This window comes from Streptomyces sp. NPDC007863 (genome assembly GCF_040633895.1).
GTDB lineage: Bacteria > Actinomycetota > Actinomycetes > Streptomycetales > Streptomycetaceae > Streptomyces.
Genome location: NZ_JBEYEI010000019.1, coordinates 141,502 through 163,719 on the forward strand (window position 1 = coordinate 141,502; position 22,218 = coordinate 163,719).

At 73.1% G+C, this 22,218-nt stretch carries 18 protein-coding genes; 14 read left to right on the plus strand and 4 right to left on the minus strand.

All coding sequences use genetic code 11. From position 1 onward, the window contains the following. Positions 1-18 precede the first annotated feature (18 nt). The 8 genes from ABZ621_RS27845 to ABZ621_RS27880 all read left to right on the plus strand — a co-directional run bounded on the left by ABZ621_RS27845 (position 19) and on the right by ABZ621_RS27880 (position 8,524). Positions 19-1,446 carry a 4-hydroxyphenylacetate 3-hydroxylase N-terminal domain-containing protein gene (locus tag ABZ621_RS27845; protein ID WP_360609170.1) on the plus strand — a complete coding sequence of 476 codons (1,428 nt, stop codon included), beginning with the start codon at positions 19-21 and terminating at the stop codon, positions 1,444-1,446. 59 nt (positions 1,447-1,505) lie between these two features. After that, the gene (locus ABZ621_RS27850; protein WP_360609171.1) at positions 1,506-2,528 is read left to right on the plus strand and encodes a hypothetical protein; all 1,023 of its coding nucleotides are present in this window, start codon (positions 1,506-1,508) and stop codon (positions 2,526-2,528) included. After that, entirely contained in the window at positions 2,525-3,517 is a 993-nt protein-coding gene (speB, locus tag ABZ621_RS27855) for an agmatinase (RefSeq protein ID WP_360609172.1), read from the plus strand. The genes ABZ621_RS27850 and speB overlap by 4 nt, the downstream gene beginning before the upstream one ends. Next, positions 3,514-4,686 (plus strand): aminotransferase class I/II-fold pyridoxal phosphate-dependent enzyme, encoded by a 1,173-nt coding sequence (locus tag ABZ621_RS27860; protein ID WP_360609173.1) that lies wholly within the window; start codon positions 3,514-3,516, stop codon positions 4,684-4,686. Before speB ends, ABZ621_RS27860 begins: the two co-directional genes overlap by 4 nt. 79 nt (positions 4,687-4,765) lie before the next feature. After that, positions 4,766-5,902, plus strand: a complete 1,137-nt coding sequence (locus ABZ621_RS27865) for a GNAT family N-acetyltransferase (RefSeq protein WP_360609174.1) — start codon at positions 4,766-4,768, stop codon at positions 5,900-5,902. A gap of 20 nt (positions 5,903-5,922) precedes the next feature. After that, positions 5,923-6,303, plus strand: coding sequence for a Rid family hydrolase (locus ABZ621_RS27870; RefSeq protein WP_360609175.1), 381 nt, complete (start codon positions 5,923-5,925; stop codon positions 6,301-6,303). Between the two features lie 35 nt (positions 6,304-6,338). Further along, positions 6,339-7,706 (plus strand): dipeptidase, encoded by a 1,368-nt coding sequence (locus tag ABZ621_RS27875; RefSeq protein WP_360609223.1) that lies wholly within the window; start codon positions 6,339-6,341, stop codon positions 7,704-7,706. Positions 7,707-7,744: 38 nt separating this feature from the next. After that, a complete protein-coding gene (locus ABZ621_RS27880; RefSeq protein ID WP_360609176.1) occupies positions 7,745-8,524 on the plus strand; it encodes an alpha/beta fold hydrolase in 780 nt (259 codons plus the stop codon). A gap of 57 nt (positions 8,525-8,581) precedes the next feature. Here ABZ621_RS27880 and ABZ621_RS27885 read toward each other — a convergent pair whose 3' ends face one another. Continuing rightward, positions 8,582-10,084, minus strand: coding sequence for a class I SAM-dependent DNA methyltransferase (locus tag ABZ621_RS27885; RefSeq protein WP_360609177.1), 1,503 nt, complete (start codon positions 10,082-10,084; stop codon positions 8,582-8,584). Between the two features lie 97 nt (positions 10,085-10,181). Between ABZ621_RS27885 and ABZ621_RS27890 the strand changes: the two genes are divergently transcribed. From ABZ621_RS27890 to ABZ621_RS27915, 6 genes are all read left to right on the plus strand, one after another. Next, the gene (locus ABZ621_RS27890; RefSeq protein WP_360609178.1) at positions 10,182-10,496 is read left to right on the plus strand and encodes a trypco2 family protein; all 315 of its coding nucleotides are present in this window, start codon (positions 10,182-10,184) and stop codon (positions 10,494-10,496) included. Position 10,497: 1 nt separating this feature from the next. Continuing rightward, on the plus strand, positions 10,498-12,669 hold the full coding sequence (locus ABZ621_RS27895) for a trypsin-like serine protease (protein ID WP_360609179.1): 2,172 nt from the start codon (positions 10,498-10,500) through the stop codon (positions 12,667-12,669). Continuing rightward, positions 12,666-13,715, plus strand: a complete 1,050-nt coding sequence (locus ABZ621_RS27900; protein ID WP_360609180.1) for a MoxR family ATPase — start codon at positions 12,666-12,668, stop codon at positions 13,713-13,715. Before ABZ621_RS27895 ends, ABZ621_RS27900 begins: the two co-directional genes overlap by 4 nt. A gap of 4 nt (positions 13,716-13,719) precedes the next feature. Further along, the gene (locus ABZ621_RS27905) at positions 13,720-17,085 is read left to right on the plus strand and encodes a protein kinase family protein (protein WP_360609224.1); all 3,366 of its coding nucleotides are present in this window, start codon (positions 13,720-13,722) and stop codon (positions 17,083-17,085) included. Between the two features lie 192 nt (positions 17,086-17,277). Next, positions 17,278-18,426, plus strand: coding sequence for a tetratricopeptide repeat protein (locus tag ABZ621_RS27910; RefSeq protein ID WP_360609181.1), 1,149 nt, complete (start codon positions 17,278-17,280; stop codon positions 18,424-18,426). A gap of 50 nt (positions 18,427-18,476) precedes the next feature. After that, positions 18,477-19,550, plus strand: coding sequence for a polyprenyl synthetase family protein (locus ABZ621_RS27915; RefSeq protein ID WP_360609225.1), 1,074 nt, complete (start codon positions 18,477-18,479; stop codon positions 19,548-19,550). A 78-nt stretch (positions 19,551-19,628) separates the two neighbouring features. On the opposite strand, the gene ABZ621_RS27920 is transcribed toward ABZ621_RS27915, so the two are convergent. The 3 genes from ABZ621_RS27920 to ABZ621_RS27930 form a co-directional block, all read right to left on the minus strand. Beyond that, a complete protein-coding gene (locus ABZ621_RS27920; RefSeq protein ID WP_360609182.1) occupies positions 19,629-20,864 on the minus strand; it encodes a SpoIIE family protein phosphatase in 1,236 nt (411 codons plus the stop codon). Between the two features lie 193 nt (positions 20,865-21,057). Then, entirely contained in the window at positions 21,058-21,255 is a 198-nt protein-coding gene (locus tag ABZ621_RS27925) for a hypothetical protein (RefSeq protein WP_360609183.1), read from the minus strand. 50 nt (positions 21,256-21,305) lie between these two features. Further along, positions 21,306-21,932 carry a hemopexin repeat-containing protein gene (locus ABZ621_RS27930; RefSeq protein ID WP_360609184.1) on the minus strand — a complete coding sequence of 209 codons (627 nt, stop codon included), beginning with the start codon at positions 21,930-21,932 and terminating at the stop codon, positions 21,306-21,308. Between the last annotated feature and the right edge of the window lie 286 nt (positions 21,933-22,218).

Sequence of the window (22,218 nt, forward strand, 5' to 3'; positions counted from 1 at the left end):
GACCGGCAGGGAAGGCACATGACCGCGAACACCACGGCGCACGACCCCATACGCACGGGCAAGGAGTACTTGGCCGGGCTGGCGGACGGCAGGCGCGTGTACCTGGCCGGCCGTCTCGTCGACGACCTGGCGCACGACCCGGCGACCGAGGGGATGGCCGGATTCCTGGCCGACCTCCTGGACGCCCACCGGCCCGGCGCAGGGCTCGCGGCGGACGACGGGCAGCCGCTCGCCTACTCGCTGGCGGACTCCACCGCGGCGGTACACGCCCGGGGCCGGGCCTTCGCCCGCATCGCGCGGCTCAGCGGCGGCCTGATGGGCCGGAGCCCGGACTTCGTCGCCACCGTGCTCACCGCCTGGGCGGGCGCCGCAGGCCACTTCGGGGAGTACCAGGACAACGTCCGCGCGTACTGGAAGCTCGCCCGGGACGCGAACCTCGTCCTGACGCACGCCATCAGCGACCCGCCCGGCGACCGCCACCTCGGCCCCGACGCGCGCGGGGAGACCCAGACCCTGCGCAGTGTCCGCAGCACCGCCGAGGGGGTGGTCGTGCGCGGCGCCAAGATGCTGGCCACGCTTTCGCCCTTCGCCGACGAACTGGTGGTCTACCCCTTCCGTCCGCTGACGGAAGCCGAGGCGGACCAGGCGCTGTGCTTCGCCATCCCGGTCGCCACCCCCGGACTCACCCTGTACTCCCGGCCCTCCTACGCCGCGGTCCCCGCCGACGACGGCCCGCTGGCGAGCCGCTTCGACGAGCTCGACGCCGTCTGCCGGTTCGACGACGTCCTCATCCCCTGGAACCGGGTCTTCATCCACGGCGACGTCGAGACGGCCAACAACCTCAGGCCCGGCACCGGCATGACGGCCTACGCCTGGCACCAGTCGGCGGTCCGCGCCTGGATCAAGGCCGAAACGGTCTTCGACCTCGCCGACCGGTGCGCCAAGGCCTCCGGCCGGGACCGGCAGCAGGTGGTCCGCCAGCAGCTGGGCGAGCTCGCGGGCATCGCCGAGACCCTGCGCGGACTGGTCGTCGCCGCGGAAGCCGGCGCCCATCAGGACGAGTTCGGCCACCACACCTGCCAGTCCGTGCCGCTCGCCGCCTCCGGGATGCTGCACGCGCGGCTCTACCCCCGGGCCGTCGAGCTGCTCCAGCAGATCGTCAGCAGCGGACTCGTGATGCACCCCGTGGCCGCCGACGAGGACCCCGAATCGGCCGCCCACGCGTTCCTGCGGACGTACTTCGCCGGAGCGGGCGTCGACGGCCTGGCGCACGGCCGGCTGCTGCGTGCCGCCGCGGACCTGACCATGAACCGCTTCGGCACCCGTCAGGTGCTGTACGAGCGGCTCTTCCTCGGCCCCCCGGACGCCTTCCAGGCCAAGTTCTACGACCTCTTCACCCAGCACAGGGACAGCAAGGAATCCGTCCTGGACGACCTCGACCGCTGACTCCGGTCACCGGCCGCCGGCCCCGTCCCCGCTCACCACCCACTGTGATTGGAATCGTCATGCCCATCAACGAGTCCCACCTGGTGCGCGCCCTCGAACCCTTCAAGGGATTCGTGCTCAGCACCATGATCTTCACGCTCCAGCAGTCCGGCCTCCAGGACTCGTTCGCCGCGGGCACCACGGTCGACGCGCTCGTCCAGGAGAAGAACCTCGACCGGGCCCGCATCACCGCCATGGTCGACTACTGGGTCGCCGCGGACCTGCTGGACCGCTCCGATTCGGGCGTCCTCACCCTCACCGGGCTCGCCCACCGCTACGAGGAGGCGCGCCCCTGGTACGAGATGATGGTCGGCGGCTACGGCGGCACGTTCCTGGCCCTCGGCGACCACCTGGCGCAGGGCACCGGACCGACCCCGCGACGCGGCGGCTACGTGGGCAGCGGAAGCTGCGGCATCAGCATGCACGACTCCATCCCGCTGCTGCGCAAGCTCCTCGCCGAGGACGGCCGTACCTACCGCCGCCTCGTGGACCTCGGCTGCGGCAGCGGCGTCTACCTGACCGAACTGTGCGCCGACTACCCGGAGATGACCGCCGTGGGCATCGAGCCCCACGTCGACGGCGCCGCGGCCGCGCGCGAGTGGGTCGCCACGCAGCCGACCGCGGACCGCGTGACCATCGAGCAGGTCGACGCGGTGCAGTGGATCGAGAACACGAGCGAGAAGCCCGACCTCGCCGTACTCGGCTTCGTCATCCACGAGGTCCTCGGCCAGGAGGGCGAGGAGGGCGTGCGCCGGATGCTCACCAAGCTCTTCACGGAATCGCCCGACCTCACCCTGGCCATCATCGACATCGACCTCAAGTCCTCCGACCGCCAGGCGATGGCCCAGCCGCTCGCGCAGGCCTACTACAACGCCTACCTCCTCATGCACCCCTTCACCAGCCAGCGGCTGGAGACCAAGGACTGGTGGGAGAAGCTGTTCGCCGACTGCGGCCTGCGCGTCGACGCCTTCGACACCACCGACCCCTCCATGGACTCCACCGGCTTCGCGGTCGGCTGGCTGCTCCGGAAGGCCTCCGTGTGACCGAGCACTATCGCCCGCGCGACAGCATGACCAAACCGCGCATCGCGTCGGGCCCCCGCACCTTCATGCGCCTGCCGTGGGTGGACGACCCCCTCACGGCGGCCGGCCGGGTCGACGTGGCGGTCGTCGGCGTACCCACCGACTCCGCCGTCTCCTACCGCTCCGGAGCCCGCTTCGGACCCGAGGCGATCAGATCCGCCAGCATCCTCCTGCGCGATCACAACCCGGCGACCGGGGTGGACATCACCAGGACGCTCTCGATGGTGGACGCGGGGGACGCCCCCGTCGTCCCCGGCTACCACGAGCTGACCCTGGAACGGCTGGAGGAGTTCCTGACGCCGCTCTACGAACAGGGCGTCATCCCCCTGCTGCTGGGGGGCGACCACAGCCTCGTCATGGCGGAGATGCGGGCCATGGCCCGGGTGTTCGGCCCGGTGAGCGTCGTCCACTTCGACGCCCACGGCGACGTGCTCGACGACTACTACGGAGTCAAGCACTTCCACGGCACCATGTTCCGCCGCGGAGTGGAGGAAGGGGTCGTGGACCCCCACCACAGCGTGCAGGTCGGCATGCGCGGCTCCGTGCACCCCGACGACGTCGGCTCGGGCGAGGCGCTCGGCTACGACGTGATCGGGTGGCCGGAGCTGGCGGAGACCACGCCAGGGGAATTCGGCAGACGCGTGCGCGAGCGGGTCGGCGACCGCCCGGTCATGGTGTCGTTCGACATCGACTTCATCGACCCGGCGTACGCCCCGGGGACCGGCACCCCGGAGGTCGGCGGACCCACCTCGTACCAGACCCTCCAGTACCTCAGGGCCCTGGGACCGCTCGACTACCGCAGCCTGGACATCGTCGAGGTCGCGCCCCCCTACGACCACGCGGACATCACCAGCCACGCCGCGTCCGTGGTCGCGTTCGAGCTCCTCGGACAGGTCGCACTACGGTCCCGGGCGCAACCGGCGGCCGGCACGACGAAGGGAACCCCATGACTTCCGCATCCACCGAGCCGACCGCGGCCGACGAGCTCGCCCGGAACCTGACCTCCATGGAGACCGACGCGCTCCTCGGCGGCCTCAACGTCTCCGACGGGCACCCGCGCATGGCCCTGACCGACACGCAGCGCGAGATCGTGAACAGCCTCCCCCTCCTCTTCGACGAGGCCGAGAAACGCGTCTTCGAGGAGATCGAGGCCGAGGCCCAGGCCGCCTTCCTCCACGGCATAGGCCAGCACCGCGCCCCCATCGGCACCGGACGGCTCGTCAGCTGCTACTCCTCGTCGGTGGCCATGGACATCACGGCCCGCGCCCTGGCGCAGCGGACCGCGCACGTCGCCCTGGTGCACCCCACCTTCGACAACATCCCGGACCTCCTCAAGGGACGCGGACTCACCCTGCTGCCGGTCCCCGAAGCCGACCTGGAGCGCGGCGAACCCGACCTGCCGGACGAGGTCGGTGCCGTGTTCGTCACCACCCCCAACAACCCCACGGGCTGGGTGCTCTCCGAGGAGGGACTGCGCCGGCTCGCCGCCTTCTGCGCCCGCACCGGCCGGGTGCTGGCCATGGACACCTGCTTCCGTGCCCAGGACACCCGGGCGCAGTACGACACCTACCGGATCCTGGAGGAGTCCGGCACGGAGTGGGTGGTCATCGAGGACACCGGGAAGCTGTGGCCCACGCTGGAGCTCAAGGCCGGGTTCCTGGCCTGGGGCGAGCACACCGACCTTCCGCTGATGGAGTACTTCAGCGACGTCCTGCTGTCCGTGTCCCCGCTGATCCTCCTGATGATCACGAAGCTCGCCGAGGACGCCGGGCGGGAGGGCTACGCGCAGCTCTCGGGCCTGATCCGGAGCAACCGCGAAGCACTGGCCGGCATCCTCGACGGCACTCCCGTCGAGCTCACCGACCCCGACGCCCGCATCAGCGTCGCCCGGATCACCCTGCCGGCGGACGGACCGGACGCGGCCACCCTCTACGACACGCTGGTGCGCGACGGCACCCACGTCCTGCCCTGCGGCCCGTTCCACTGGGCACGGCAGGAGGACGGCCGGCGCCAGGTGAGGCTCGCCCTCGCCCGCTCCGGGGGCGATGTCGTCCGTGCCGCCGAGACCGTCGTGGCAGCGGTGCGGGAGCACATCGAAGCGGCGCGCCACGACCACTGAGCACGGAGTCCGGACGCCCGCGTCCGCCACCCCTCCCCACCCGATCGACCGAGCCGACAGCACTGAGGCGGATGACACGATGGACGGTTCTCCCGTCGGCCTGCGCACCGAGACCGTGGCCACCCTGGACCAGGTGCCGGCACAGGCCTGGGACGATCTCGCGGAGCCCGAGGGCTTCTACATGTCCCACGGCTGGCTCCGCTCCGTCGAGCGCGAGAGCGGCGCCTCGGTGACGTACCTGCTGGCCTACGACGCGGACCGGCTGGTCGGCGGACTGCCGCTGTACGAGATCGAGCGGGAGCACAACGTCTTCTACTCGCTGGAGCCCCGGCTCGACCAGATGGGGGCGTCGGGCGACTGGGGGGTGGCGGGGGCGCACCGGGGATACAGCAGCGGCATCCTCCGGGCACCCGACGCGGAGGACGCCGTCCTCGACGCCCTGCTCGACGCCCGACGCGCGCTGCAGCCCCCCTCCCGGAGCGGCTCGCTGTTCCTCTTCGCCACGAGCCGCACCGCGTCCGCGCTCCACCGGCGCGGCGCCGCGGTCGACTTCGACTGCGGCGACGCGTCCCTCGTCACCGGGGGCGCGACCTTCGCGGAGTACTGCGCCGGCCTGCGCAGCCGCCATCGCATCAGCCTCAAGCGCGAGTACCAGCGGTTCCTGGCGGCCGGCTACGAGCTGGGCACGGAGCGCCTCGGCTCCTGCCTGGAGGAGGCGGCGCCCCTCCTGGCCAACCTGCAGAGCAAGTACGGTCACGCGACCACCCCGGCCGACACGGTCCGCATGTTCGCCGACCAGGCCGCCTGCCTCGACGACCACTCCGTGGTCTTCACCGCGCGCAGCCGCGGCCGGCTCGTCGCCGTGTCGGTGATGTACGAGTGGAAGGGCACGCTCTACGCCCGCGCGGCCGGGTTCGACTACGAGGCGCTGCGGGACGCCTACGAGTACTACGGGATCTGCTACTACACGCCCATCGACTACATGAGCGGCCGAGGACTGGACCGACTCCACCTGGGCATCGGGGCGTACGGCGCCAAGGTCAACCGGGGCGCGCTGCTGTCCCCGCTGTGGACCGTGGCGCTCGCCGACCGCGCGGCGGACACCCCGCGCCCGGCCCCCGTCGACCTCGCCCCGTGGCAGGCCGAGCACGGACCGGACGCCGTCCCGTCCGAGCTGTGGGACCAGCCCTGGACGCGGCCGCTCATCAGCAACTGAACCCGAACTCCGGAGAAACGATGTCGTTCACCACCATCAGCACGCCCGCCGCCCCGGCCCCCGTCGGCGCCTACAGCCAGGGCCGCCGCATCGGACCCTTCCTCCAGGTCTGCGGCCAGGTGGCCACGGACCCCGCCACGGGCGACGTCCTCGACGCCGGCGTCGCCGGTCAGACGCGGCGCGCGCTGGAGCAGGTCGGGACGATCCTCGCCGCCGACGGAGCCGGCTGGCAGGACGTGCTGATGGTCCGCGTCCACCTCGCCCGCGACGAGGACTTCGAGGCCATGGACGCCGCCTACCGCGAGGTCCTCTCCGAGCCGTTCCCGCCCCGCACCACCGTCACCGTCGTCCTCGCGCCCGGCGCGCTCGTCGAGGTGGACGCGCTGGCGGTCCGACCGTGACGGCGGTGCGGGGACGCGACGGCACGGCGGCATCCGTGCGGGACCGGCTCGCCGCAGCCGTCGACGCGGATACGGACCGGGTGTGGGGCGATCTGGCCGACCTCGTCGCCATCCCCTCGGTCGCGGACCCCGACCAGTACCCGCTGGAGGAATGCCACAGGGCCGCCCGATGGGTCCGCGACGCCTTCGCCGAGCTCGGCTTCGACGACGCGCGGCTCGTCGAGACGAGCGACGGCACGCACGCCGTGCTGGGCGAACGCCCGGGCCCGCCCGGTGCGCCGACGGTCCTCCTCTACGCCCACTACGACGTGCAGCCGCCCCTCGACGAGACGGCGTGGACGTCCCCGCCCTTCACGCTCACCGAGCGCGACGGCCGCTGGTACGGGCGCGGGGCCTCGGACTGCAAGGGCAACATCCTCGCCCACCTGACCGCGCTCAGGGCCCTGCGTACGCTGGACGGCGATCTTCCCGTCCATCTCAAACTCGTCGTCGAGGGCTCCGAGGAACAAGGCACCGGCGGACTGGAGGACTACCTCCGCCGCCACCCGGAAGAGCTGCGCGCCGACGTGATCCTGGTGTGCGACGCGGGCAACGCCGCCGTGGGGGAGCCGGCGGCCACCGTCAGCCTGCGAGGCGTCACCGACCTGGTCGTCCGCGTCGAGACGCTCGCGTCGGAGCTGCACTCCGGAGCCTTCGGCGGAGCGGCCCCGGACGCACTGGTCGCCCTCGTCCACGTCCTGTCCACGCTGTGGGACGACCAGGGGCAGACCACGATCGACGGTCTCGACGACGGCGGCACGTGGTCCGGCCGGCCCTACGACACCGAACGGTTCCGGCGGGACGCACAGGTGCTGGACGGCGTCGAACTGCTGGGCCGGGGCACGGTCGGCGACCAGATCTGGGCCCGTCCGGCGCTCACGGTGCTCGGCATCGACAGCCCGCCGGTGGACGGGGCGGCCGCCGTCGTCCAGCCGCGCGCCGCGGCCCGGCTCAGCCTGCGGGTACCGCCGGGAATCGACCCGCTGCGGGCCCAGAACGCCCTCGCCGGCCACCTGGAACGCGCCGCCCCCTGGGGCGCGCGCCTGAGCGTGGAGCGCGGCCCCGTCGCGATGCCCTTCCTCGCCGCCACCGACGGACCCGCCTTCACCGCGATGGCCGGGGCCATGCGCGACGCGTACGACCGCGACATGTCCCTGCTGGGCCTCGGCGGATCCATCCCCCTGTGCAACGTCTTCGCCGAGCTCTACCCCGACGCCGAGATCATCCTGATGGGCGTCGAGGAACCACAGTGCCTCATCCACGCGCCCGACGAGAGCGTCGCCCCCGAGGAGATCGCCCGCGTGGCCCTGACCGAAGCCCTCTTCCTGCACCGCGGTGCGGGGCGGCTCACGACGGCACCCTGACGCGTCGCCGCCGACGCCGCGAGAGAGGCACGAGGACCATGCGCGAGACGAGCACGGCCGAGCCCGGCCGGTGGCTGAGGGTGCTGCGCCCGAGCCCCGGCGACGCCCGGCTGGTGTGCTTCCCTCACGCCGGGGGCAACAGCACCTTCTACAGCCCGTGGGCCGGGCTGCTCCCGCCGGGGCTCGAACTGGCGGCGGTACGCCACCCCGGGAACATGGAACGCCGGAGCGAGCGCCCGTCCCCGGACGTCGAGGCGCTCGCGGACGGCGCGGCCGAAGCCATCCTCCACGACGGGGACCGGCCGGTGGCCCTGTTCGGACACAGTCTGGGCGCGCTGGTGGCCTACGAGGCGGCGCGGCGCCTCGAAGGCCGGGGCCGCCCGCCCGTGGCCCTGTTCCTGTCCGGCCAGGCCGCCCCGCACCACGTGAGGCGGGGCTCCGTCGCGTCGCGTGACGACGACGACTTCTGGGCCGCGGTCACCGCCCTGGGCGGGATCGACGAACGGGTCTCCGCCCACGCGGAACTCCGTGCCCTGGCCCTGCCCGGCCTGCGCAACGACTTCAGGATCGCGGGGACGTACGGCCCCCGTCCGGTCCACCGGCTGCGCTGCCCCGTGGTCGTGTTCACCGGCGACGCCGACCCCACGCACACGGCGGCCGGGGCCGCGGCGTGGAAGGACGCGGCCCGGGGCCTGTTCCGTACGCGTTCGTTCCCCGGCGACCACTTCTTCCTCGTCCCCTGGGCGGCCGAGGTCGCGGCCGCGGTCGCCGCGACCACGGCGGAGCTCCTCGCCGCACCGGGAACGCGCACCCGCTGAGGCGAGGACGACGGATCCTCGGCCCTGTGGTGCCGCCCCCCCAAGGGCGATCCGTACTCAGTCGAACAGCGCGTACAAGTTCCTTGTCAGCAACGCGAGTTCCGCCTCCACGTCCCTCGGCGCGGGGCGGGCCACCGCCTCCGGGTGCGTGTACCGCGAGGGCGTGAGCCCGTATTCGTTCTGGCGCACCTGCGCGAGGCCGGCCGAGGCGCAGAAGCCCGGAACGTCCGCGTACGCCAGTCGCTTCACCTGTGCCGAGGCGGTGCCCCGCCAGGCGTGGTAGGTCTCCGAGATCCTCGTGATGTCCGCCTGGGTCAGGACGCGTTGTGTCCGGTCCACCAGGGTGCCCGCCTCGCGGGCGTCCACGAACAGGATCTCGCCGCGCCGCTCGGCAAGTCGTCGGTCCTCCTGTCGGCCTTTGTCCCCGGTGAGGATCCACAGGCTCGCCGACGTCTTCGGCGAGTCGAACAGGCGGCCCGGGAGAGCGATCACGCCCGCGACCAGGTCCCTCTCCAACAACTCCGCCCGGTCTTCCGAGCCGGAGTCGAGCGATCCGCTCGGAAGCAGGAGACAGGCGGTTCCCCGGGCGTCGAGGCTCTCGTACGCGCGACGGAGCCAGAGGGCGGGGGAGACGTCCCGCGGCGGCGCGGCCATCACGAAGTCGGACTTGCGCCGGGGCGACCTCTCGGCCTTCGGTGTGTCCCGCCACCGTACGTCCGCCCGGCCGTCGACGCCGTGGACGGTGAGGTTCATCCGGGCCAGGCGCCACGTCCGTTGGTCCGACTCGTGCCCCCGGAAGCGGAGACCGCTGTCGGAACCCCTGATGGCGCGTGCGTACGCGGCGGCCTCCACGAACATGCCGCCGGTCCCGCACGCCGGGTCGTACAGCCGACCCGCTTCCGGTTCCACGAGCGCCACCATCAGGCGGACGACCGACCGGGGCGTGTGGAACCCGCCACCAGGAGCGCCGCTCATCCGCGCGAACCTGGAGAGGAAGTACTCGTAGACGTCACCGAGCGCCTCCTTCGGCGACCTGCGCGCGTCGCCGAAGCGGATGTCGCCGATCAGTCCCACGAGTTCGGCGAGGCGTCGCTCGTCCATGCCCCCGCGCCGGTACACGACCGGGAGGGCGTCCGCCAGCGCGTGGTTCGACCTCATCAGCCCCTCCATCGCCTCGTCGAGGAGCGGCGCGAGGCTCCGGCCCCCGGCGCGGCCGACGATCCAGGACCAACGGGCGTACTCGGGCACCCACAGGGCACCGGTGAGGTCGAACGCGGCGCGGTCCTCGACGCGGCCGTCGATGAGCTCGTCGGGTACGCCCTCCGCCGCGAGGTGCGAGGCCAGCTCCCGCTGGTGCTCGTCGAAGGCCTCCGACACGTATCTGAGGAAGATCAGGCCGAGGACGAACTCCCGGTAGTCGGAGGCGTCCAGGTCGCCGCGCAGGATGTCGGTCACGCGCCACAGGAAGGCGTCGGCCTTCTCCGCTCCGGCGTCGTCGAGCGGTGCCGCCCGGTCGGCGCGAGGGCCGTCCGGCGGTCCCCACGGTTCCAGTGGTTCCATGACGCCGATTGTCCACGACCCGGCTTTGAGGCGGCCCCGGGGCGCTGTAACGTAACGACGACGGAGCGTCTCGAGTGAACCGTGGGTGGGGGCAAGGGTGTCGACGATCGGGCTGGCCGCGGCCATCGAGGAGCTGCGGCAGGAGCTGTACCAGGCACAGGACAGCGGCTCCGGACAGCAGTTCGCCTTCACCGTCGAGGAGGCGGAACTCGAACTGCTCCTCGAACTCCGCGACAGCGTGAACGGCGAGGGCAAGCTCGGCTTCGGCGTGGTCTCCGTCGGTGCCGGCGGCGGGCACGAGAGCGTCCGCACCCACAAGCTGACGCTGCGGCTCAAGGTCAAGGACCGGTCCACCGGCGGCGGAAGCCCCGACATCAGCGACGACGAAACCGGGTCGTGGGACGAGGAGTGACGTGGATCCGCGCAGACTGGCGCTGATCCGCAGCGGGTCCGACCGGCAGGTCCGGAGCACCGGAACCGGCTATCTGATCGCCCCACGGCTCGTCCTGACCGCTCGTCATGTTCTGGCGGACGGCGACACGGGCGCGCTCTGGCCCGTGACGTCCGTACGCCTCGGACATCCGGTCGAGGGGGAGACGACCCGTACCTCCGCCGCGCTGCTCTGGGAGCACCCGGAGGGCCTGGACGTCGCCCTTCTGCTCCTGGAGGAGGCGTCGGAGCTGCCCGGCACGGTCCGCTGGGGCTGCCCCACGGGCAAGGCGCCCCTGCCGTACGAAGGGCTGGGCTTCCCCCGGGCCGCCGCCGGAGAGACCCGGGACGTCGAGCACCTGCGCGGCTTCCTGCCGCCCCTCTCCGGCGCCATGAACCGCTACGTCCTCGACCAGGACCCCGCACCGGCCCCCGGCGTCGACGGCAAGAACGCCTGGGGCGGCGCCTCCGGGACCGCGATCTTCTGCGACGACGACCTCCTCGTCGGTGTCGTCGTCCAGGAGGCCCTGGCCTACGGCGCCCGGAGGCTGCACGCCCTCCCCGCCCGGTCGTTCCTCGGCGACGCCGCGTTCGCGGCCCACGTCGCCGAGCACACGGGCACGCCCCCCGGTCTCACCCCCCTCGGCAGGGTTCGGCCGCCCGAGGCGCGACCCGTCGGCGAGCGCACCCCCGCCGAGGCGGAACTCATCCCGGCGCTCACGCGGTTGCTCCCCGACCCGATCGTCCGCGCCGCCCACACGCGCGAACTCGCGCGGGAACTCGGATACGACACGGACGGCTACGCGCCTTCGCTCGCCGACCTCGCGGCGCTCCTCGCGGCCCATCCCCGCGCCCTCGCCTCGCTCGGCGCCTCCCTCGCCCCGCAGGCCGCGGAGGACCCGTCCTTCCGCACCCGGCTCACCGCCCTCTTCCTCCAGGCCCGAGTGCTCGGCTGCGGCTCCCTGCTCTCCCTGCACGAGTACGAGGGACTGCTCGACCTGCTGCGCGGCCTGTCCAAGGAACAGCCCACTCTGCTGTCCCGCGCCGCCCGCGAGGCGCTGCGGTACGGCGTCCTGCCCGAGGCCCTCGCCCGCCCCCACCTCGCGGAGGACGACCTCGACGAGGTGATCGAGGGACTGGAGGCGCTCACCGACGGCCAGGGCGTCCCGGAGGGCACCCCGCCGGTTCCGGGGCTGCTGCGGCTCGTCGAGTACGTGGCGGCCGCCTCGGACGCCGCCGTCGGAGCCGGACTCCGCGCCTGGTCCTCGGCGACCGCCGGGCGGCTCGGCATCCACATCGGTGCCCTCGGCGAACGACGCGCGGACGCCGTGGAGTGGGCGAGCCGGCCGGCCTCACCCGTGTCCCGCGTGGTGATGGAGCTCCGGCGGGACGAGTCCGCGGCCGACGAACGCTACCGGTGCCGGATCGTCCTCGTCCGCGTGGACGGCACCCCGAGCGTGATCCACGAGGCGGACTCGGCGTCGAAGACCCCGGAGGAGGCGGCGCGCTGCCTGCGCGCGACCGTCGCCGCGGCGAAGAAGGAACCCGGACAGGGGTACCACGTGCCGTGGGTGACCGTCGTCGTGGACCGGTCGGGGCTCCACCTGGCCGTCGACGAATGGGAACCGGGAGCACCGAACGACTTCGTTCCGGGACAACCCATCGGGGCGGAGTACCGCGTCACCCTCAGCTGCCCCGAACTGAGCGAGTACGTGACGGACCGGCAGGACGCGCAACGGCACCGCTGGAAGCACGGCAGGTCGGTGGCCCTGGTCACCGACCCGACGTGCGGGAACCGGACGCAGCTGGCGCACCTGCTCCAGACCGACCATCGCGACACCGCCCAGGTCGTCCTCCACGGCCCCGCCGACCAGCGCGCCTCCTGGCTGCTGCTCTGCCTCGCCCTGGGCGTCCCCGTCGTCCTCTGGGACCGTGACGCCGTCTCCTACGAGGACGCCGACAAGCTCCGCGCCCTGCGGCCCTCCGGGCCCCCGGACGAACTCCCCGAGCGCGTGCGGAACTTCCGGAGCAGGTCCCATGCCCATCCGGGCCCGGCATGGGCGCGCCCCTCCCTCGTGTGGGAGCCGGAAGGCCGGTACCCCGAACCCGAACCCCTGGAACTGAGGGACCCGTTGAAAGGAACCCAGGCGTCATGACGACCGCGGAACACGGAGCCGGGACGGCCACCGGAGACCTGCCGCCCACCGAGGACGACTGGCGCCTCTTCCGCGGGAACGGGCAGCGCCGGGACGTCCCCTTCCCCGAGGCGCCCCCGTGGCGCCGGTTCGGCCGGGCCGACACCCTCGCCCGGCCGGGGGAGACGGAGGGCGAGGAGGAGCGGGGACGTACGACTCCGTTCCCGCGGCCGTACCTCATCGGCCCGGCGGAGGCCGACGTCGTCAACGCGGCCCTCCACCTGCGCCGGCCCCTTCTCGTGACCGGGCACCCCGGCACCGGGAAGTCCTCGCTCGCACACGCCGTCGCCCATGAACTCGCGCTCGGCCGCGTCCTCCAGTGGCCCGTGAACAGCCGCTCCACGCTCCACGACGCCCTCTACCGGTACGACGCCGTCGGCCGGCTGCGCGAGGCCACCCTGCGCCGCGACACCGACGGCACCGGCCACGGTGCCGAGCCGGACATCGGCCAGTACGTACGCCTCGGCCCCCTCGGCAACGCCCTCGTGCCCCGGGACCGCCCGCGCGTCCTGCTCGTCGACGAGCTCGACAAGGGCGACGTCGACCTGCCCAACGACCTCCTGACCGTCTTCGAGGAGGGCGAGTTCGCCATCCCCGAGCTCACCCGCCTCCCCGAGGACCACGGGCCGGTGTACGTCCAGACCGACGATCCGGACGCGCCCGCCCCGGTGGTGCGCGGACGCGTCCGCTGCCACGAGTTCCCCGTCGTGATCATCACCAGCAACGGCGAGCGCGACTTCCCGCCCGCCTTCCTCCGCCGCTGCGTCCGCCTCGACCTGCCCGAACCCGACGAAGTGCGGCTGCGCGAGATCGTCGCCGCCCACCTGGGCCCGGAGGCCCTCGGCGGCGTCGACGACCTGCTGAGCGAGTTCCTCGGCCGCCGTGTCTCCGGCGAACTCGCCACCGACCAGCTGCTCAACGCGGTCTTCCTCCGCAAGGGCGGCATCGACCTCGACGCGGGATCCCTCCTCGACGCCGTGCTCCACCGGCTCGGCGGAGCCGTGTGACGTGATGATCGGGCGCGTCACGAAGGTCCTGGCCGAGAGCGGGGCCGAGCTCTCCCACGAGGAGCTCCTCGACGCCCTCTGGCTCGCCCGGAAACTGCCGCCGGGCACCGCGCCCCTGGCCCGGGCCCTCACGCCCACGGCCGGCCCGGCGCCCTCCGCCACCCCCCGGGACGACGCCCCCTCCGAGCCCCCGGCCCCGCCCGTCGAACCTGCCGCACCCGCCGGCGGTCCCGGCGAGCGGCCCGCACCGGCGGCGGCCGTCCCGCCCGCCGCGAGCCCACTCCTCGCGGCGGCGCGGCCGCGTCCCCACGAGGACGGCCCGCTCGCGGCGGCGGCCGGGACCGACACCCGCCGCTCCCCGGCCGTCGCCGTCCGCGCCCCCGACAGCCGCCTCATCGAGGCCGGCCAGCTCAGGCTCGGCAAGTCGCTGTGGCCGCTGCGCCGGCGCCACCCCGACCGCGCCCGACGCGAACCCGACATCGCCAGGACCGTCGCCGCCATCGCGGACAGCGGACTGCCCGAGATCGTCACCCGGCCCGCCAGGACCCGCTGGCTCTCCCTCGCCCTCGTCGTCGACGACGGCGTCTCCATGGTCCTCTGGCACCGCCTCGCCGCCGAGATCCGCACGCTCATGGAACGCGCCGGAGCCTTCCGCGACGTCCGCGTGTACGGGCTCCACACGCGCGACGGCGGCCCGTACCTCCGCCCCGGCCCGTTCCGCGCCGACGGGCGCCCCCGCTCCACCGACACCCTCGGCGATCCCACCGGGCACACCCTCGTCCTCGTCGTGAGCGACGGCGTGGGCGAGGCCTGGCGGGACGGCGGGATGCGCCGTGCGATGGAGCGCTGGGCACGGTGCGGCCCCACCGCCATCGTCCACGCCCTCCCCGCGCACCTCTGGGCGAGCACCGGCATCGGCGCCCAGCGCTGGCGGGTCACCAGCCACCGCCGCGGCGGCCCCACCCGCGCCTGGCACGTCACCGACCCCGACCTGCCGCCGGGCCTCGTCGACTTCGACTCCGTACCCGTCCCGGTCCTCGAACCCACTCCCGCCGCCATCGCCGACTGGGCGCGGCTCGTCGCCTCGCCCGGCGGTACGGCCCTGCTGCCGCTCTGGAACGGCGGCAGACCCCGCTCCGGCCGGTCCGCCGCCCCCGAGGCCGACACGCACGCGGGCGCACGCCGGGGCGACGACGCCGAGGCCGTCCTCCGGTTCCGGGACGCGGCGACCCCGGAGGCGTACCGCCTCGCCGCCCACCTCGCGGCCGTCTCGCCCGTCACGCCGCCCGTGATGCGCCTCGTCCAGAGCGCACTGGGGCCGCCCACCGACGCCGGCCACCTCATGGAGGTCTTCCTCGGCGGCCTCATGCACCAGCTCGCCGCCGACGCCCCCGACCTGCTGCCCCACCACCGCCGCTTCGACTTCACGGGCGACGCCCGCCGCGTGCTCCTCGGCGCCGTGCCGCCACGGGAACTGCTGCGGACGACGGAAGCCGTCACCGCGCGCGTCGAGGCCGCCGTCGGGCGCGCCCCGGTCTTCCCGGCCTGGGTCGGCCACCCCGACGGCCCCGCCGTGATCGAGGACACCGGACGCTCCTTCGGCTGGCTGCGCGAGCAGGTGCTCGCCCGGCTCGGCGTGCCGGTCACGGCGGCGACGCCCACGCCACCGCCGCCGACCCCGGAGGAGCTGCCGGCGGGCTGGGAACCGCTGTGGCCGGAAGACCCCCGGCGGCTCGGGCGGTTCCGGCTCGTGGCGCGCAGCGGCCGGGGCTGGGTCCACGTGACGATGTACCTCGGGGAGGACGAGAACGGCACCGGCGCCGTGGTCCGGGTGCCGAACCCGGGCGAGGTGGGGGGCCGGACACCCGCCGGGGACCTGGTCGCCACGGAAGCCGCCTGCCTGGGCAGGATGGGGGGAAGGCACGCGCCGGAACTGCTCGGCACGCGGGTCCGTCGCCGCTCCGAACCCGACTGGGTCGCGATGGCCCGCGTCCACCGCCGTACGGGCGACCCCTCCTCGGCGCCGGCGCCGAACCTCCGCGACGTCCTCGACGAGCATGGGGGAGAGGTCCCGGCGGAGCGTTTCCTGCGGATCGGACGGGGCCTCGCCGAGGCCGTCGACCGAGCGCACACGCTCGGCCTCGTCCACGGTGCGCTCGGGCCGAGGTCCGTCCTGGTCACCGACCACGACGAAGTCCACCTGGTGAGCTGGATGACCGCCGGGATCGACGGGACGGTCAGTCCCCACCGCGGTCTGTTCCCCGTCAGGGAGGCGTATCTCGCGGCGGGCGGAGAAGAGCCGTCGCCCACACCGGAGTCGGACGTGTACGCGCTCGGCTCGCTGCTGTTGTCGCTGCTGACGGGCAAATGGGGCGACCCCAGAGCCCTCGACGGACAGCACGTGACCCCGGCCACGACCAGGATCGGCCCCGTACTGCTCGGAACCCTCTGGAACTGTCTGCACCGCAGTCCTGAACACAGGCCCGCAGCGGCCGAGTTGGCGATCGCCTTCGCGGAGGAGCTCGCGGTTCCGCACGCGGCGACCCCGAGGGGTGAGGCCCTCGCCGGCTTCATCCGGCAGGCCCGGGACCTCGCGCGGGACGAACCCGAGGTGTACGGCGGCGTTCTCGGTCAGGCCCTCCGGATGCGTGCCAACGGGTACGCCGGGAGTCATCGGTCGGCCGAGGCGATCGCCGACCTCTCGGAAGCCGTGAACGTCTACCGGGACGTCGCCTCACGGGACCCGGAAACCCACGATCCCGGCTTGGCCATGACCCTCAACAACCTCGCCGTGAAGCTGTGCGAAGCCGGTCGACGGGACGAGGCCCTGCTCGCGGCCTCGGAGGCCGAGACGCTGTTCCGGAGACTCCAGGACCTGGCCGCGCCATGGGTCGAGCACGGTCACGCGGTGACCTTGAACAACCTCTCCAACGTACTCGCCGAACTGGGGCGGCACGAGGAGGCACTGGAGGCGGCCGGGGAGGCCGTCTTGCGTCATCGCCGTCTGCGGGACACGGACCCCTCCACTCCCGGCGACGGCCTGGCCATGAGCCTGGTCAACTTCGGCAACCGCCTCGGCGCACTCGGGCGTCCCCAGGAGGCGTTGTTCGCCGCCGAGGAAGCCGTCCACCTCTACCGCTCCCTGCACGGGGACCTGGTCGACCACGCCGTGAGCCTCAACAACCTCGCCGTCCGGTTCATCCACCTCGAACGGTACGAGGAGGCCGCCGAAGTGCTCGACGAGAGCCGGCGGATCGTCGCGCACCACCTGGTCGATCCCTCGGCGGACACCCCGGCCTTCCTCCGGCAGTCGCACCGCATCAGGGCCCTGCTCGACACCTTGTCGCAGGACCGCCGTGACTCCGTGTGAGGACCGTGGCGGAAGGAGTCGGGAGCCCCGGCGTACATCTCGCTGAGGAGCCGCCGGCGGCCGCGTAGCACTTGAGGATGATCCCGCGCCCGTACGGAGACGGACTTCTCGGCCCGGAGGGAACCCCGGCCCGCCGCCGCCGTCTTGGTCCTCGTGTCGGCTTGATCGTCGAGCCGACCGAGGAGGGGTGTGATGGCAGGTCAGGTGCGTGGGACGAGGCGGGCGAAGGCGTCGGCTCCGGAGTACCAGGGCGCTCTCGAGTCGTTGTCGGTGAACGCCTCGCTGCCCGAGGTGCTGGCCCGGGGCATGGAGGAGCTGCGGATGGCGGAGCGGGCCGGGGACCGGCGGGAGGAGGCGCGCTGCGGGCTGGCCGTGGCGGAGGCCTGCCGCAGGCTCGGGCGCGTCGAGGAGGCCGACCGGGCGTGGAAGGCGAGCTACCGGGCGGCGCGTTCGGCCGGTCACGAGGGGGCCATGGCGTGGGCGCTGTGGAGCGGCGGCACGCTGGCCCGACAGCGCGGCGCGTTCAGGCTGGCGTACCGCTTGCTGAGGCTGGCGGCCGAGACGGGCGAGCGGGGCGGTGACGTCGTCGTGCGCGGCTATTCGCTGGCGGGGCTCGCCGAGACCGGGCGCATCCAGGGCGATTACGCGGCGGTGAGGAGGCTGCACGAGCAGCTGCTCGCCGAGGCCCGCCGCCGCGGCGAGGCCCGGCACACCGTGTGGGCGCTGGAGGGCATCGCGCAGATGCACCGCAACACCGGTGAATACGACGAGGCCCTGGCCCTGTTCGAGGAGGCGGCCGACACGGCGTCCCGGGCCGACGACCGGCGCGGGTGGGCATGGGCGCTGCGCGGCATCGCGGACGTGGTGTCCGTACGCGACGCGGACGTGGAGCGCGCCCTGTCGCTGCTGTCCCAGGCGGAGGAGGCCTGCCGGGAGATGCGGCTGTCCAGCGCGCTCGCCTACAACCACAAGATGCGCGGCAACGTGCTGTACCGGGCGGGCAGCTACGAGCAGGCCCGTGAGATGTACGCGCTGGCCCTTGAGGAGTTCCACGAGATGGACGAGCCCCGCGGGACGGCGCTGTCGCGGCTGGGCCTGGTCAAGGCCTCTGCCCGCCTCGGCCGCGACGCCGCGCGGACCGCCGAGGACCTGGCCGGACTGCGCTCGACGCTGGACCGTATCGGGCTGCGGCACGCCCGGGACATGGTGGACAAGGCAGCGGCCGAACTGGGGGTCGGTCCGCTGCCGGACCACGGCGGCCCCGAGCGGGGCGCGGCGGGGCCCGTGCTGCCGGCCGGGACCGAGGCGCTTCAGGCCGTCGATGCGGAGGGCCTCCGGTGAACGCCGTCCCGACACCGCTCTCGCCCCCGCGCTCGCCGGGCGCCGCCGCCATGGCCACGGTGCGTCCCGCGCGTGATGACGACGCCGATCACGAGGCGGCGCCGGCCCGTGTCCTGGAGCGCTGTCGTGAACTCGTCCGGCCCGCGCTGGTGGAGGCGGTGGGCGGCCTGCACCCGTGGACCGGTGAGATGGCCGCGTACGCGCTGGGCTGGTCCGACACGGCCGGTACACCGGATTCCGGCAGGTCCGAGGGCAAGGGAGTGCGCCAGGCGCTCGCCGTGCTCGGGGCCGAGGCGGTCGGGGCGGATGCCGCGGAGGCCGTCCCCGGCGCCGTGGCGGTCGAACTCGTGCACACCTTCTCGCTCCTCCACGACGACATCATGGACGGCGACGCCCTGCGCCGGCAGCGGCCCGCGGTGTGGAAGGCGTACGGCACCGGCCCCGCCGTTCTCGCCGGCGACGCGCTTCTCGCCCAGGCCGTGACGACCCTGGCCGAGACCCCGGGCCGGCACGCGGCGGCCGCGGTCCGCTGCCTCTGCCGGACACTGACCGCGCTGGTGTCCGGCCAGGCGCAGGACCTGCGCTTCGAACACCGTCCGTGGTACGGCCCCGGCGCGGTGGGACCGGAGCAGTACCGGTCGATGGCCGAACACAAGACGGGCGCCCTGCTGGGCTGCGCCGTCGCGCTCGGCGCGGTCCTCGGCGGCGCCCCCGACCGGACCGTGACCACGCTCGAACGGGCGGGCCGTCATCTCGGCCTCGCCTTCCAGGCGGTGGACGACATCCTCGGCATCTGGGGCGACCCCGCCGTGACCGGCAAACCCGTCCACGCCGACCTGCGCAGGGGCAAGAAGACCTACCCGATGATCGCCGCACTGGCCGGCGGAGGCAGGGCCGCGCACGAACTGGCGGCACTGCTCGACCCTCCCCGGCCGCTCGACCACGAGGCCGCGGCACACGTCGCGGCGCTCGTGGAGGAACTCGGCGGGCGGACCGCGACCCTCGACGAAGCGCGCCGGCACCTGGACACCGCCGGCCGCGCGCTGCGCGACGCGCCCCTCACGCCCACCGCCGCACAGCACTTGGACAGGCTGTTCACGTACGTGCTCGACCGGACCAGTTGAGCACCGACGGAACAGGAGCCGCGCTCCCACGGCGTACGGGAGGCGCCGGCCACGCGGCCACCGCGCGGATCCCGGCGTTCACAGGCGGATGACGACGAGGGCGGTGTCGTCGGTGAGGCCGGCCGGGGGGATGAGGTCGGTCAGCAGCCTGTCGGCGATCGTGTCCGGGCTCGCGGCGCCGTCACGGGCGAGCGATTCGGTGAGCCGGGCGAGTCCGGTGTCGATGTCCTCGTGGCGGCGCTCGATCAGCCCGTCGGTGTAGAGGACGAGGACGGAGCCCTCGGCGAAGGCGCTGTGGGCCTGAGGGCGGGCCTCGTGCTCGGGCCGTGCGCCGAGCGGAGGGTCGGTGGCCTGGTCGAGGAAGGTGACTGTGCCGTCGGGGTGCCGGAGCGCGGGCGGGGGGTGACCGGCGCTGCTGTAGGTGAGCGTGAGGGTGTTCCAGTCGATGAAGACGGAGACGGCGGTGGTGGACTCGGCGCCGCCGATGGAGCGGGCGTACAGGCCGAGGACCTCCAGGGCCTGGGCGGGGCCGTCGGCGACCCGGGAAGCGGCGGACAGGGCGCTGCGGAGCTGGCCCATGACGCCGGCCGCCCGGAGACCGTGGCCGACGACGTCGCCGACGGCCACGGCCGTCCGGCCGTGGCCGGGCAGGTCGACCAGGTCGTACCAGTCGCCGCACACGTTCAGGGCCCCCACGGCGGGCCGGTAGCGCACCGCGGCCCGGTGATGGCCCAGCGGGTGGGGCACGGGCAGCATCGCCTCCTGCAGATGCAGGGCGACCTCGCGCTCCCTGGCGTGGGCCCGGCGCAGGCGCTCGTTGACCTCCTGCAGCTCCCGCGCCCGGGTGTACAGCTCGGCTTCGAGGACCTGGGCGCGGTCTCCCCCCGACCGCCCGCCGCGGGCGCGGATGAGTTCGGTGACCTCCTCGACCCGGTGCAGCAGCAGTGCCACGGTGCCGTCAGGGGCGAGAACGGGAACGTTGACCGGACTCCAGTACCGCTCCTCCCACACTCCCGGCCGGTCGGGAGACTCCACGTCGTACCGCTGCAGGGCCATGCTGTCGGGCTCCCCGCTGTCCGCGACCCGCCGCAGCGAGGCGTACAGGTTGCGCATGCCGGTCGCGGAGGGGTCATCGGGATTGTCGGGAAACACGTCGAACAGGTAGCGGTCGACGACCTGCTCGCGGGTCCGGCCCGACATCGACAGATATGCCTCGTTGGTGTCCGCGAACACCAGGTCACGGGTCAGCAGCGCCACGGCGCCCGGCAGCGCCTGGAAGACCGCCTGGTAGTCGATTCCGACACCGCTCACCATGTGCCCGCCCACTTCACGACGTGCCGATCACGTGCTTCCTTCACGGTTCGCACTGTCGGCGAACCGACCGGCCGCGGCCAGCCCGGAGTGGGCCATCTGGTCGTCCGACGGTGGCGGGCTGCCTCGTACGGTCCTGTGGGGCTTCGTCTTCCCGGTCGCCCCGTCCACGGGACGCGGCGACGCCCCACCCTGGTCAGACTCCCATGTCGTGGACGACGTGGTACGCCCGTGCGGCGTGATGCGGATTGCGGCCGGCGTTGTGGTTCGCCGCTACCTGTGCGGCCTCGTGTTCGTAGTTCCAGGTCCCCTCCTCGACGAAGCATTGCTCCTGAGGGCACCAAACGGCCCAGTAGTCCGTCGTTCCCTCGCCGGAGAGTCCTGTGTCCGTCATAGCGGTTCAGTCCTTGTGTGAGGCGTGCTGAAAGGGAGGAGCCGACAGGTTCACAAGCCCTGCCAGTTTCCCGTGATCGGCTTCGGATATCCGTCGTCCACCTTGTTGTTTTCGATGTCGTACCTCATGTAGAAGGCGGAGTGGAAGAAGTAGGCGACCTGGCGGCCCTCGACCAACTGGGGCCACACGAAGCCTCCCCTGATGTTGTTTCCGGTCGTCCACAGGCCGGGCCAGTTGTCCTTTATCGGCATGGGGTAACCAGGGTCGACCTTCTTGGTCGTGGGGTCGACCCGGTAGTACCTGTCGTCCTGGAAGAAGTAGACGCTTCCGTTGGTCCAGGGGACGACGGCGTCGACTCGGTGGTCCTGGAAGGCGCCGAGCACTCCCGGCCAGTTGAGGGCCGTCGGCCTGGGGTACGCGTCGTCGACCCTGTTCGCCGCGATGTCGTAGCTGTAGTAGTTGTCGCGGTCGAAGAAGTACGCCTTGCCGCCGGTCGGCCAGACCGCGGCGCCGTGGATGAAGGCACCGTCCAGCCCCGGCCAGGAGGCTGCGGTGCTCATCGGGTAGCCGCCGGGGACCGTGTTGGCCGCGATGTCGAACTTGTAGTACTGAGACCCGCTGAAGAAATACACGCTTCCGGTATTCGGCCACAGAATCGAGCCATCGTAGGAGCCCATGGGGTTCTCCGTAATGAGGTGTGATTTCGAGAGGTTTCGTTTCGTCGGGGGGGGCGTGCTTCAGAGGGTGGTCGGCAGGAGGGGCTCGTGCTCGTGTCTTTCGGCCGCGTGACTGCTGTGAACCGTTCAACGGAACCGGAGAAGATGACACGGAGGGTCTGAAGGTCGCCAGGGTGATCCGGCTCGTTCCGGAGCCGGTGGAACCGGCGGAGATCCGGAGAGGGGAGAGGTCGAAGGGCGGGCGCCGCATGCTTCGACCGGGGTCTCGCCACCCGGGCGCGCACCT